14 protein-coding genes are annotated in these 13,224 nt (G+C 62.2%); 12 read left to right on the top strand and 2 right to left on the bottom strand.

What is annotated here, in order from left to right:
- Positions 1-36: 36 nt before the first annotated feature.
- Entirely contained in the window at positions 37-945 is a 909-nt protein-coding gene (gene miaA, locus ACINK1_RS06835; protein ID WP_376801362.1) for a tRNA (adenosine(37)-N6)-dimethylallyltransferase MiaA, read from the bottom strand.
- 12 nt (positions 946-957) lie between these two features.
- On the opposite strand from miaA, the gene serB reads away from it, so the two are divergent.
- Positions 958-1,860, top strand: a complete 903-nt coding sequence (serB, locus tag ACINK1_RS06830) for a phosphoserine phosphatase SerB (RefSeq protein WP_376801363.1) — start codon at positions 958-960, stop codon at positions 1,858-1,860.
- A 64-nt stretch (positions 1,861-1,924) separates the two neighbouring features.
- A complete protein-coding gene (locus ACINK1_RS06825) occupies positions 1,925-2,287 on the top strand; it encodes a hypothetical protein (protein ID WP_376801364.1) in 363 nt (120 codons plus the stop codon).
- Between the two features lie 7 nt (positions 2,288-2,294).
- Here the strand turns inward: ACINK1_RS06825 and ACINK1_RS06820 are convergent, their stop codons facing one another.
- Complete coding sequence (locus ACINK1_RS06820; RefSeq protein ID WP_376801365.1) at positions 2,295-3,566, bottom strand: DUF3422 family protein; 1,272 nt, start codon at positions 3,564-3,566, stop codon at positions 2,295-2,297.
- Positions 3,567-3,652: 86 nt separating this feature from the next.
- Between ACINK1_RS06820 and ACINK1_RS06815 the strand changes: the two genes are divergently transcribed.
- From ACINK1_RS06815 to hflC, 10 genes are all read left to right on the top strand, one after another.
- Positions 3,653-4,078, top strand: a complete 426-nt coding sequence (locus ACINK1_RS06815) for a hypothetical protein (protein WP_376801366.1) — start codon at positions 3,653-3,655, stop codon at positions 4,076-4,078.
- 65 nt (positions 4,079-4,143) lie between these two features.
- Entirely contained in the window at positions 4,144-5,340 is a 1,197-nt protein-coding gene (locus ACINK1_RS06810; protein ID WP_376801367.1) for an ABC transporter substrate-binding protein, read from the top strand.
- On the top strand, positions 5,337-6,410 hold the full coding sequence (locus tag ACINK1_RS06805) for a FecCD family ABC transporter permease (protein WP_376802963.1): 1,074 nt from the start codon (positions 5,337-5,339) through the stop codon (positions 6,408-6,410). Before ACINK1_RS06810 ends, ACINK1_RS06805 begins: the two co-directional genes overlap by 4 nt.
- Complete coding sequence (locus ACINK1_RS06800; protein WP_376801523.1) at positions 6,410-7,156, top strand: ABC transporter ATP-binding protein; 747 nt, start codon at positions 6,410-6,412, stop codon at positions 7,154-7,156. Before ACINK1_RS06805 ends, ACINK1_RS06800 begins: the two co-directional genes overlap by 1 nt.
- 110 nt (positions 7,157-7,266) lie before the next feature.
- Positions 7,267-8,055 carry a (Fe-S)-binding protein gene (locus tag ACINK1_RS06795; RefSeq protein WP_376801369.1) on the top strand — a complete coding sequence of 263 codons (789 nt, stop codon included), beginning with the start codon at positions 7,267-7,269 and terminating at the stop codon, positions 8,053-8,055.
- A 3-nt stretch (positions 8,056-8,058) separates the two neighbouring features.
- Positions 8,059-9,477: a LutB/LldF family L-lactate oxidation iron-sulfur protein gene (locus tag ACINK1_RS06790; protein ID WP_376801370.1), complete on the top strand. Its 1,419-nt coding sequence runs from the start codon at positions 8,059-8,061 to the stop codon at positions 9,475-9,477.
- Positions 9,478-9,496: 19 nt separating this feature from the next.
- Complete coding sequence (locus tag ACINK1_RS06785) at positions 9,497-10,168, top strand: lactate utilization protein (RefSeq protein WP_376801371.1); 672 nt, start codon at positions 9,497-9,499, stop codon at positions 10,166-10,168.
- A gap of 290 nt (positions 10,169-10,458) precedes the next feature.
- Entirely contained in the window at positions 10,459-10,998 is a 540-nt protein-coding gene (locus tag ACINK1_RS06780; protein ID WP_376801372.1) for a dihydrofolate reductase, read from the top strand.
- A 179-nt stretch (positions 10,999-11,177) separates the two neighbouring features.
- Positions 11,178-12,308: an FtsH protease activity modulator HflK gene (hflK, locus tag ACINK1_RS06775; protein WP_376801373.1), complete on the top strand. Its 1,131-nt coding sequence runs from the start codon at positions 11,178-11,180 to the stop codon at positions 12,306-12,308.
- Positions 12,305-13,195, top strand: a complete 891-nt coding sequence (gene hflC, locus ACINK1_RS06770) for a protease modulator HflC (protein WP_376801374.1) — start codon at positions 12,305-12,307, stop codon at positions 13,193-13,195. Before hflK ends, hflC begins: the two co-directional genes overlap by 4 nt.
- Positions 13,196-13,224 lie beyond the last annotated feature (29 nt).

The raw sequence follows: 13,224 nt of genomic DNA, 5'->3' as shown, positions 1-13,224 counted from the left end.
TTCCTGCCATGAGCATCAGGCCAAGGCTAGTACGGGTCACATCGCCGCAGCTGACCCCAGCACCCGCCAATCGGCCATCTGGGTGCGCATCCAGGTCACTTGGCGCTTGGCATAGCGTCGGGTAGCAGCCATCATCCGCATTTGAGCTTCATCAAGCGTGCCCTCGCCCGCGAGATAGGCGCCAAGCTCGTTGACACCGATCGCCTTCATCACCGGCAGCGCCCGATGGAGCTTGCGCGCCAGCAGGGCCTCGACTTCGCCAACGGCGCCATGAGCGATCATGGCGCGCACGCGCGCGGCGATCGCGCCATGCAATTTCTCACGCTCCGGCAGCAGACACACTCGCTCCCACCCTGCCGGATCTTCAAGCCCTGTGGTGGCAGCCTCGTGATAGGCCGCCAGCGAGCGCCCCGTCGTGTCAATCACCTCAAGCGCCCGCGTCACGCGCTGCGCATCGCTTGGCCGCAATCGCGCCGCCATCGCCGGATCGCGCCGGCGCAATTCCGCATGGAGCGCCATGCTTCCTTCGTCTGTCGCCCGTTCGCGCCATTTCCGACGGATGGCCTCGGGAATGTCCGGCAAATCGGCAAGCCCTTCGAAAAGGGCGCGGAAATAAAGCCCGGTGCCACCGACCAGCACCGGCATGGCGCCTTGAGCTCGCGCCGCTGCAATTTCGGCGCAGGCCCGCTCCGCCCAGATTTGCGCCGAACCGGCCTGCGACCCGTCGACGATACCATAGAGCCGGTGCGGGACGATTGCCTCGTCGGCCGCGCCGGGGCGCGCGGTAATGACCCGCAGATCGCTATAAACCTGCATGGCATCGGCATTGATGATGATGCCGTCATGAGAAGAAGCCCAATCAAGCGCCAGCCGCGACTTGCCGCTCGCGGTCGGACCTGCAATAGCAAGCCCGCGCCAATTCCGATCCGCCCGCAAACCCGTCAATCTCCAATCCCGATGACCCACGTTCTGATATCTTTCTGTGACCCGGCGCGCCCCTGCCTGACGGCAGGTCATATCGCGGCCATGGGGTCTCATCTGCCGCAGGCCGCCGCCCCGCGCCAGCTTGATGAAGGAATAGCCGCTGAAATCGCCTTCACGCCGACCAATGCGCGTGCCGAAGCGATCACAGTGCTCGGCGATGATCTTCGCGCCCGCTTTTGCCATGAACCGATCGATATCGCCATTGTTCCCGCCATCCATCGGCGCAAGAAATTGTTTCTGGCCGATATGGATTCAACCATGATCCGCCAGGAATGTATCGACGAACTGGCAGCCGAGCTTGATCTGAAGCCCCGCGTCGCCGCCATCACCGAACAGGCCATGCGCGGCGAAATCCCCTTCGAAGGGGCGCTGCGGGAACGGGTGGCGCTGCTCGCAGGCCTTCCTGTCGCGACCATCGACAAGATCATCGCCGAGCGCATCGAGCTGATGCCGGGTGGACCCGTGCTTGTGGCCACCCTGCGTGCAAGCGGCGTCTACACCGCGCTCGTCTCGGGTGGTTTCACGCTCTTCACCGGGCCGATCGCCACACGCCTTGGTTTCCACGAACACCGCTCAAACACCTTGATCGTCGCCGATGGCAAGCTCACCGGCAAAATTGCTGACCCGATCCTTGGCGCTGAGGCCAAACGTCAGGCGCTTGGCGCGCTTGCACTGCAGCTGTCGCTTCAGCCAGACGAGACCCTGGCCGTCGGCGACGGGGCCAATGATCTGCCCATGCTGAATGCCGCCGGCTTCGGTGTCGCCTTCCACGCCAAGCCGAAAGTGGCTGAGGCCTGCGCCATTCGCATCGAGCATGGAGATCTGACGGCGCTTCTGTATCTGCAGGGTTTCACACGCGCCGAGTTTGCTCGCTGATTGTCACGCTCCGTCAGCGCGGCTAACTTCTGACCTCTGATTCTTGTGCGGGGGCATCAAATCAATGCGCGCGGTTTATGTGGTGATTTGCCTGGCGGTATTATGCGTGCAGGCGAGCGCGCAGGGCGCCGCCGACTGGATCGAGGGCCGGTGGAGCCATGATAATGGCTGCGCCAACTGGGTACAGTTTTCTCGCAATGGTTCGGCCTGGACCTATACCGAACAGCGCCTCAACAATGGCCGCCCGCAGCCCGTCTCGGTCAGCGCCAGCGCCAACCGGGTGACCGCCCTCATCACTAGTCGCGACACGGTCTATGCCTATGAGGCGACCTTCCAGAGCCGCGACGTATTTCAATCTACCGAGCGCTTCGTGAAAGGCGGACCATCTAATAGCGCTCCCCTGACCTTCACCTATCGTCGCTGCTGAAAACCGCTCATTCGCTATGCTTGCGCCTGATACGGCGCACGATCAGCCAGATGGTGCCAATTACCACAGGCACAGCGAGCGCTGACAGAATTCCCGGCTCTGCGGTGGTGAGACCGGCATCGCGCGCGCCCTCGAACAGCACTCCTATAAGTGCCACGACATAATAGCTGACAGCGGCGACCGAGAGGCCCTCAACTGTCTGCTGCAGCCTCAGTTGCAGCCGTGCCCGCTCATTCATCGCCTGCAGGACCGACCGGTTCTGTTGCTCGACCTCGATATCAACGCGCGTGCGCAAGAGGTTAGCGGCCCGCGATAATTTGCGCGCCAGTTCCGCCTGGCGATCGGCAACCGTCTGACACGTCCTCATCGCCGGTGCCATCCGCCGGTCGAGGAAGGCTTTCCAAGTCAGATAGCCTTCAACCGGCTGTTCACCCACGACATCAAGACGACTGCGGACAATGGCGTCATAGGCCCGCGTCGCCCCGAAGCGATAGGCGCAGATCGCAGCCTCCGCCTCAAGCTCGGAAGCAAGCGCCATCAGACCATCGAGAAGCACTGAATTATCAGCCAGATCGGACGGCGCTCTCATCTGCCCCGTGACGCGCACCAGTTCGGTCTCGATGCGCCCCACAACCGGCGCGCTGCGCATTGCCTCGGGCAGGCCGAGAAGGGCGAATGTCCGATACGTCTCGATCTCCAGAAGCCGCTGCACCAGCGCTCCGGCCACCTGCGGATGAAGCCCGCGATCAATCACCAGAATACGTGTCGACCCCCGCGCATCCTGACGAAAATCGGTGATGATCCGCGCCGCGCCATCATGGACGCTGGCAACACACAGCGACGTCTGGTCAAATAACCCCGACAGATCATCGGGTGCGCCGTCAGCCCCGATAATCACCAGATCAACCGCAGCAAGCAAAGGCCCGGGAGCCGGCAAGGCTTCACCCACCGGGCTTGCCTCCGCGAGCGGCCAGCCGAACGGTTCATCAGCCGTGCACGCCGTGTCCCAGGTATAGGTCGTGAATTCGGTATGACGCTCCCAGCGCAGCCGGGCGGAGGGAAAGGCGATCCGGTGAAAATTGGCGCCAGGCGCCGGGCGTTCGCCGCCGGTCGTCGCGCACCAGTGATCGAGCGCCTGCACCGCCGCCTCACCTCCGGCCTGATCGATGGTGAAGGCTGCATGCAGGAAGCGACGCGGCGCCCGCGTCAGCTGGAAGGGGCGCGCATGCACCTCGTCCAGCACTTGCCGGCGCAATGGATGATAATAATCCTCGGTCATGACGCTCAATGGTGGCAGAACCCGTATCGGCCTTAGCCGTCGCCATCGTAGCGCGCAAGGCGATTGATGAACCGCCCTGATTGACGATGCGATCGCGCCCCGGCTATGAAACTCCCATGGGACGGATGGCGATGAAGCTACGCGTGGTCACACGGCAAATGGCAGCAATGCTGCTGGTGCTTGCCCTGTCGATTCAGGCGATTCTGTCGCCGCTCGCGGCTACAATTCAGGCCGCCGCCGATCCGCTTTCAGGGGCCGTCATCTGTCTGAGCAGCGCCGAACGCCAGAGCCCGGACAACGCGCCGCAGCCGCTTCATTACCAATGCGACATCATGTGTATCGCCACCTGCCGCAGTGCCCTGGCGGCGCCGGTACTGGCAATATCGCAATCAGCCTTTGCTCCGGTCGGCAATTTCGTTCTCGTTGACAATAATGCGCTGACTGAGCCGCAAAGAGAGCCGCCCGGACGCGCCGGCCGGCCGCAGGCCGCGCGCGCTCCACCCATCGTCTGACATTTCTGAAGGCCTGATGTGAGCGCCGGCGAGACCGGTCGCTTGCTCATTCGCCCGTCCCGGTCATGAGCCCGTCGGATCGCTCCGACGCTCCCCACCACATCCTCAATTTACCGCGCGGACCTTTTCGTCTGGAGGCCATCATGCTGATCAACCGCAGAACTCTGCTGCTCGCAGCCAGTATCCCTACACTTTCCGCTGCCTGTTCCCTGCCTGTACAGGCGCACGCGTTGGACATTACCGACGCCATCGGACGCCAAGTGAAAGTCGGACATCCGGTTTCCCGCGTGATTGTGACCTTCAATTACGAGGAATTCACCGCCATCGCCGGCGTCGAAGGGTGGAAAAAAGTTGTCGGTATGTCACGCACGCCATGGGAAGGCTGGCGGCCGGCCATCTTCTCCAGATATGCGAAGGTCATCCCCAACCTTCAGGCCATGCCCGATGTCGGTGATATCGAAAACAATACCTTCAGCGCCGAGAAGGTGATCGCCCTCAGGCCCGATGTCGTCTTCATGGCCGAATGGGGCTTCAAGGCAGCCCAGACCCAGGTCGAGCAGATCACGGCGGCCGGCATCCCGATCATCGTCATCGACTATAACGCGCAGGTGCTGGAGCGCCACCTCGCCTCCACCAGGGCTTATGGCAAGGTCATGCAGGCCGAAAAGCGGGCCGAGGAACTGGCGACTTTCTACGAACAGCAATATCGCGACATCCTGGCGCGTATCGCCCGTTCCAAGATCAAAAACCCCAAAGCCTATGTCGAACTTGGCCAGGGCGGCGCCAGCGCCATCGGCAACAGCTATAACAACACCATGTGGGGCAAGGTCCTCACCACGCTGGGCGCGGTGAATATCGCCACCGGGAGAATTCCCGGAGCCTGGGGCCCGCTCAATCCTGAAACGGTCATCGCCGAAAACCCCGACCTGATCCTCATCGCCGGCTCCTCCTGGGGCAACCGACCGCTTGCCGTCAAAACCGGCTACGACACCGACGCCGAGACGACGCGCACCAGCGTTGCCCCTTATGCGGCGCGGCCGGGCTGGGCGGAGTTGACCGCCGTCAAGACCGGCAATATCAACGCCATCGAGCATGGGCTGGCGCGCACCCTGTTCGACTTCACCGCCATGCAGTTCATCGCCAAGCGCCTCTATCCAGACGTCTTCGAGGATATCGATCCGGTGCAATCGCTACGCGACTACCATGAGCGCTTCCTTCCTGTGCCGTTCGCCGGTACATGGATGCTGCCCCTGACGCCATGAGCAAGGTTCAATCGATTTCAGGCGCCGCCCCGGTCACTGGCGCGGTCGGCGCCGCTTATCGCCATCACGCGCGCACCCGCCTCATCGTCGGCCTCGCGGCGACGGCGGCGGTAGCGTTGAGCCTGCTCGTCGATATCGCCACCGGCCCGGCGCTGCTGCCGCTGGCAGCGGTAGCGCGTTCCGCATTGGGCCTTGCCGCGGACCGGACGGTGGATGCCATCATCTGGTCGATCCGCCTGCCGGCTGCCCTCATGGCGCTTGCCGTCGGTGCGTCGCTGGGGCTCACCGGCGCCATGATGCAGACCATCCTCAACAACCCGCTCGCCTCAAGCTACACGCTCGGCATCTCGGCTGGTGCCGGCTTCGGTGCCGCGCTGGTGATCGTGATCGGGCCGCTTCTGCCGATATCGGAAGCAACCGCCATTCCCCTCTCCGCCTTCTTCTTCGCCGGCCTTGCCTCAGCCTGCGTCTATGCGATAGGGAGCTTGCGTGGCGCGACGCCGGAAATCCTCATCCTGGCAGGCATAGCATTGCTGTTTTTGTTACAGGCGCTGCTGGCTCTGCTGCAATTCATCGCCTCGCCCGAAGCCTTGCAACAGATCGTCTTCTGGCTCTTCGGCAGCCTGCAGAAAGCAAGCTGGTCGAAGCTTTACCTTCTGCTGCTTACCATTCTACTTTGCCTGCCGATGATCACCGCCGATGTCTGGCGCCTCACGGCCTTGAAACTTGGCGATGAACGGGCAGTCGGCCTTGGCGTCAACGTGCGGGCATTACGGCTTCGCGCCTTTGTGGTGATCTCGGCCCTGACCGGGATCGCCGTCGCCTTCGTCGGCACCATCGGCTTCATCGGCCTTGTCGCGCCCCATATGGCGCGCATGCTGGTTGGCGAGGATCAACGCGGCCTACTGCCGCTCTCAGCGCTCTTTGGTGCACTCGTTCTGTCGCTTGCCTCGATCGCGAGCAAGACGCTGGTACCGGGCGCTCTCATCCCCATCGGCATCGTGACCGCGCTGATCGGCGTGCCGTTTCTTGTTTGGCTCATCATCGGTTCGCGGCGGAGTTTCTGGTGATGCTGAAAGCTGAGGGGCTGGGCGTGCGCTATGGCAGGCTGATCGCCCTGAGCGATGTCGATCTTATCGCCCGTCCCGGTGAGATACTGGCCGTGATCGGCGCTAACGGTTCGGGAAAAAGCTCGCTCCTGAAAGCTCTTGCCGGATTTGTACCAAGCAGCGGATCAATTACGCTTGAAGCGTTGACCGGGACGGCCCCGCATATCGGCTATATGCCACAGGATATCGGCGTGCGCGCCGCACTCTCCGTGGTTGAGACCGTCCTTCTCGGCCGCCTGAAGCAGCTGCACTACCGCGTTGGCGAAGCTGATCTTGCGGCGGCAGGGAGCGCGCTGGAGCGCCTTGGCATCGCGCATCTGGCAACCCGCCCTCTGGGCGCACTCAGCGGCGGCCAGCGCCAGCTGGTTTTTCTGGCTCAGGTGATGGCCAGCGACCCGCAATTCCTCTTTCTTGACGAGCCGGTGAGCGCGCTCGACATCCGCAACCAGTTGCAGGTGATGGAAACCGTCCGCAGCCTCACCCGGGAACACGGGCTCACCACGCTCACCATTCTGCACGACCTCAATCTCGCAGCGCGCTTTGCCGATCGTATCGCCGTCCTGAAGGAGGGACGCCTGCTTGCCTGCGCCGCGCCGCGCGAGGCTCTGTCGCAAAAAACCCTCGAACAGGCCTTTTCGATCGAGGCCGCGCTTGGCGAAGGTGTCGAGGGCCATATGCTGATCGAGGCGTTGCGCCCCGTGGGCTAACCATCACTTGCACCCGGGCTCCTCAGCCGGCTTGCGGTAGCTCCCGCTTTCAGCCACTCTCCGCCCGACTTGATTGTTTACGATGCCGACCAACCGGAGACAGGCCGTTCATGTCCGCTGCAAAGCACCCTCGCGTCGCCCTGTTCGTCACCTGTCTTGTCGATATGTTTCGCCCGAGCGTCGGCTTTGCGGCGGTGAAGCTGCTTGAAGAAGCAGGCTGCGTCGTCGACGTGCCTGCCGGCCAGACCTGCTGCGGCCAGCCTGCGTTCAATTCAGGTGATCGCGCCACCGCCCGGGCGATCGCCACCCGCATTCTGGATACGTTTGAAGCTTATGATTATGTCGTGGCGCCATCCGGATCGTGCGGCGGCATGCTGAAAAGCCATGTTCCGGAACTCTTTGCCGATGATCCGATGCAGGCTGCCCGCGCCAACGCCTTCGCCGCCAAGACCTTCGAACTGGTAAGTTTCCTCACCGATGTGCGAGGCATGCGCGAGGTCAACGCCAGCCTCGCTGCCACCGCGACCTACCATGACAGCTGTTCAGGCCTGCGCGAACTCGGCATCAAGCGCCAGCCACGCGCCTTGCTGAAAAGCGTCACCGGCCTCAGCCTCACGGAGATGGGCGACAGCGAGGTGTGTTGCGGTTTCGGCGGCACGTTCTGTGTCAAATATTCCGATATCTCCAACAAGATCGTTGGAAAGAAGGCCGAGGATATCGCCGCAACCGGCGCCGACCTGCTTCTTGCCGGCGACATGGGATGCTTGATGAACATGGCCGGAAAACTGCAACGCGAGGGTTATGGCGAGCGCATTAAAGTGCGTCATGTCGCCGAAGTGCTCGCCGGCATGACCGACGGCCCGCCCATCGGCGAAGCCGATCACGGCGCGGAGAACTGAGTCATGTTTCTCACCACCGAGACCTTCAAGGAAAATGCCGTCGAGGCACTGGGTAACGAACAGCTCCAGCGTGCCATGCACAATGTCGAAGCGGGCTTCATCGGCAAGCGCAAGGCTGCAGCCGACCGCCTGCCCGAATTCGACCAGCTCCGGGCCAATGCCCGCGACATCAAGAACCACACGCTCGCCCATCTCGATCTCTATCTTGAGGCCTATGAAGCCAATCTGACGGCTGCCGGCGGCCTCCTGCATTTTGCCCGCAACAGCGAGGAAGCGCGCTCCGTCGTCCTCGACATCTGCAAGCGCGTCAACGCCCGCACCGTTACCAAGGGCAAGTCGATGATCTCGGAGGAGATCAACCTCAACGAGGCGCTGAGCGCGGCCGGCGTTGATCCGATTGAAACGGACCTCGGCGAGTACATCATCCAGCTCAGGGGCGAGCACCCCTCGCACATCATCGCCCCGGCGGTTCACGTCCTCAAAGAGCAGGTGGAGGCCGATTTTCGCCGCGTCCATACCCATCTGGCGCCGGAGCGCAATCTCGACGAGCCGGAAAGCCTGCTGGGCGAAGCGCGCGCCGTCCTGCGCGACAAATTCCTCAAATCAGACATCGGCGTCACCGGCGCCAATTTCCTCATCGCCGAAACCGGCACCTCGATCATCGTCACCAACGAGGGCAATGGCGATCTGACACAGACGCTGCCGCGCATTCACATCGTCATCGCCTCCATTGAAAAGCTGGTGCCGACGCTGGACGACGTGTCGCAGATCCTGCGCGTGCTGGCGCGCTCGGCGACAGGGCAGGATTTTTCCGTCTACACGACGCTATCGACGGGCCCGCGCCGCCCCGGCGATCCCGACGGGCCGGAAGAATATCATGTCATCCTGCTTGATAATGGCCGCTCCTCGATGCTCGGCTCCGAATTCCAGGACATGCTGCGCTGCATCCGCTGCGGCGCCTGCATGAACCATTGCCCGGTCTATCACGCGGTCGGCGGTCATGCTTACGGCTCGGTCTATCCAGGCCCGATGGGGGCAGTGCTGACCCCCTCCCTCTTCGGCGTTGACAAGGCCGGCCACCTGCCCAACGCCTCCACCTTCTGCGGGCGCTGCGAGAGCGTGTGCCCGATGATGATCCCGCTGCCCAAGATGATGCGCCATTGGCGCGAACGCGAATTCGAGCGCAATCTGTCGCCGGCCACCTTCCGCGCCGGGCTCAGTGTCTGGGCTTTCTTCGCCACAAGACCATGGCTTTATCACCTCGCGACCCGCATCGGCATGCTGGTGCTGGGATTTGCCGGCAAGGCCAGGGGCCGCTTCTCCTGGCTGCCACTGGCCGGCGGCTGGACCAAATACCGCGATCTGCCGGCCCCTGCCGGAGCGACCTTTCAGGCCGCATGGGCCAAGCGCCCACGCACATGAGACGGCGAGCTTTGAACCGATGAGCGCACGTGACGATATCCTTGCCACCATCCGCCGCTCGCTTGGCGTGACCGGGCGCGAGCCGACGCGCCGCGACGTCGTCGAGCAGCGCCTCATGCGCTCGCCGCGCGGTCTCATCCCCAAGCGTGCCGATCTGCCGCCGGCCGAGCAGGTGGCGCTCTTCATAAAGATGGCTGAAGCGGTGAGCGCCAGCATTGCCCGCGTCGCCAGCCTCGACGAGGTGCCCGATGCTCTCGCCGGCTTCCTGCGCGCGCACAATCTGCCCATGGCGTTGCGCCATGGCGAGGACGCGATCTTCACGGCGATCCCCTGGGACAGGCAGAAGACCCTTGAGCATCGCAGCGGGCGTTCGGATGGAAACGATCTCGTCGGGCTGTCGCATGCGCTGGCCGGCGTTGCCGAAACCGGGACGCTGGCGCTGGTGTCCGGCAACGACAATCCGACGACACTGAATTTCCTGCCCGACACCCACATCGTTCTTATCGACGCCAAGGATATCGTCGGCGATTACGAGAGTGTATGGGACCGCCTGCGCTCGCGTTACGGGCGCGGCAAGATGCCGCGCACCCTGAATTTCGTCACCGGACCCTCGCGTTCAGGGGATATCGAACAGAAAATTCTTCTCGGCGCCCATGGGCCACGACAATTACACATTGTTGTTGTCGGATAGCGACGTTGAGTTGTTGTTGGATAGCGACGTTGATACGTCAGCGCTCCCCAGGCCGCCTGCATCATCAGGCGCCGTGGCGGCGCGTTAATCGAACAACGATACCCCGTCAGGCGTGCTGCTGCTGTGTTGTGAAGAATGATCCCTTGCTCTCCTTAGTCATTATAATGCTCGACATATTTGGACTGTTTATTAGAACAGAATCATAGCGATACTCATATACGGACATGAGCAGCAGGGCTGCCTCACTACCTTCATCACTGCCCTGATCAACGATCTCGAACGGGAGCCTTATGCCTCCTCCAGCCGACCTCGAACCAGCCCTGGCCCTGATTGTCGCTGTTGCCGAAAATGGCGTGATCGGCGCCGATAATCGCATGCCCTGGCGCCTGTCGACCGACCTCAAGCGCTTCAAGGCCGTCACCTGGGGCAAACCGGTGATCATGGGCCGCAAGACGTTCCAGTCGATTGGCCAGGCCTTGCCGGGGCGTACCAATATCATCATCACGCGGGACAAGAATTTCACCGCTGATAACGTCATCGTCGTTGACAGTATCGATCAGGCAATCAGCGAAGCCGAGACAGCGGCACGCCAGACGAATGTATCGGAAATCATCGTCGCTGGCGGCGCCGAGATCTATCGGCAGACCATTGATCTGGCGGACCGGCTCTACATGACCACCGTTCATGCCACCCCTGTCGGCGACGCGCTGTTTCCAGCCATCATCGAGAGCGAGTGGAAAACCATCCTGACCGACCGGCTGCGCTCAAGCGACCGCGATTCGGCTGCAACCACATATCGTGTGCTTGACCGTCTGGACGGTGATGAATGAGGACAACACACGACGGCATGGCGCGATTTGAGTGATCTGGTGGTTGACATACCGCTATGGCATCCACATCTCTACGCCTAAAGTCGCAGAAGCGAGATTGACGCCCGTCGATCTGCCTTTATAACCGCTGCGCAACAGGATGATCGATTGAGCGGGAACTCCCGCCGAAAGGGACATGAATGCCTTGGAGCAATCAGAGCGGCGGCAATGGCGGCGGGCCATGGGGCCAGGGGCCGCGTGGGCCGTGGGGTCAGGGCCCGCAAGGACCTAATAATGGTCCAACGCCACCCAACCTCGATGATGTCATTCGTCGCGCCCAGGCCCAGCTCAAGAAATTTCTGCCGGTTGGCGACAATGGCGGACGCGGGCTGATCGCGCTGATTATCGCCGGCCTCGGCGTGATCTGGCTGTTCAACTCTGCCTTCACTGTTCAACCTGACGAGGTGGGTATTGTCACCCGTTTCGGTGCCTACCAGGCGCCGCCGCGCCAGTCCGGCCTCAACTTTATCCTGTGGCCGGTCGAGCAGGTGCAGACGGTGCGCGTCACCCGCGTCAACCAGGAGGAAATCGGCTTTCGCTCGCGTGGCAATGGCCGACAGGAACTGCCGGATGAAGCGCTGATGCTGACGAAGGATGAGAATATTGTTTCCGTCGGCTTCACCGTCTCGTGGTCGGTCCGCCCTGACCGGCCGCAGGACTTCGTGTTCAGAATTGTCGCACCGCAGGACGCCGTGCGCGCGGTCGCCGAAAGCGCCATGCGCGAAGTCGTCGGGCGCAATAATGCCGAGGATATCATCACAAAGGGACAGGCAATCCTCCAGGGTGAAGTCACCCGCATCCTGCAGGAAACACTCGATTCCTACAGTGCCGGCATCCAGATCAACGCCGTATCGGTCTCGCGCCCCGAAGTTCCGCCGCAGGTGAGAGAAGCCTTTAACGACGTCCAGCAGGCCGCACAGGACGCCCAGACCTTCCAGAACCAGTCGCGCCGCGATGCCAATCAATTGCTCGCCAACGCACGCGCCGACGTGGTGCAGCAGTTCCAGGAAGCCGATTCCTACGCCAAGCGCATTGCAGCCGAGGCGGAAGGCGAGGCCTCGCGCTTTCTTGCCGTCTATGACCAATACAAGAATGCCAAGGATGTGACCCGCCAGCGCATTTATCTCGAGACCATCGAGCGCGTGCTGTCAGGTGCGAGCAAGACGATCATCGACGGCGGCGCCGGCGGCAACAATGTCCAGCCCTATCTGCCCCTGCCCGAGGCACGTCGCCCCGCTTCCCCGCAACCAACCCAGGGGAGCCGGCCATGAACCAGGCCCGTTTGATTGGCGTTACGATTGCCCTTGGCGTTGCGGTCTTTCTGGGGACGCGCTGCGTTTATATCGTACGCGAGGCACAGCAGGCGCTGCTCTTGCAGTTCGGTGAGATCCGCAAGGTTGACCAGAAACCCGGCCTCTTTCTGAAATTTCCTGAACCCTTCCAGAATGTCGTCTATATCGAGAATCGTCTGATTCCGCTGCAGACGCCGGAGCTGGAAATTACCGATTCCCTGCAACGCCGCTTTGTCGTCGATGCTGTCGCCCGCTGGCGGGTGACCGATACCAAGCGCTTCTACCAGGCGGTGGGAGGAAATATTCCAGCTGCGGGCGCCCGCATCGAGCCGATCCTTTCAGCGTCCATCCGCCGTATCATCGGCCAGCGCCCCTTCAACGAAGTGCTTGCTGAACGGCGCGCCGAGATCATGAAGGAAATCGAGGATCAGGCGATCCCGCAGATCCGCGCCCTTGGCATCGAGCTTGTTGACGTGCGCATCCGTCGTGCCGATCAGCCCGATGAAATCTCCAGTCGTACCTATGAGCGCATGCGCTCAGACCGCCAGCGCGAGGCAACCGATTTGCGCGCCCGTGGCCAGGAGGAAGCGCGTCGTATCAAGTCCGAAGCTGAGAACCAGGCGGTTGTCCTGCGTGCCGACGCCCAGCGCCAGTCGGAAATCCGCCGCGGCGAAGGCGAATCGCTGCGCAACAAGACCTTCGCGGACGCGTTTTCAAAGGATCCCGACTTCTTCGTATTCTATCGCTCGATGCGTGCGTATGAAACATCTCTGCAAGGCAAGGATACAAGCTATGTCCTGTCGCCCCGCTCGGATTTCTTCCGCTTCTTCGAAAACCCCGGGTTAAGCGAGAAGCCGGCCAATTGACGCATAACACACGTTTTGCCGATGCAGAG

This window comes from Raskinella chloraquaticus (SeqCode) (assembly GCF_021731865.1).
In the GTDB taxonomy this organism is placed as follows: Bacteria; Pseudomonadota; Alphaproteobacteria; order Rhizobiales; family UBA4765; genus Raskinella; species Raskinella chloraquaticus.
This window is presented reverse-complemented; position numbering and strand designations above follow the sequence as displayed.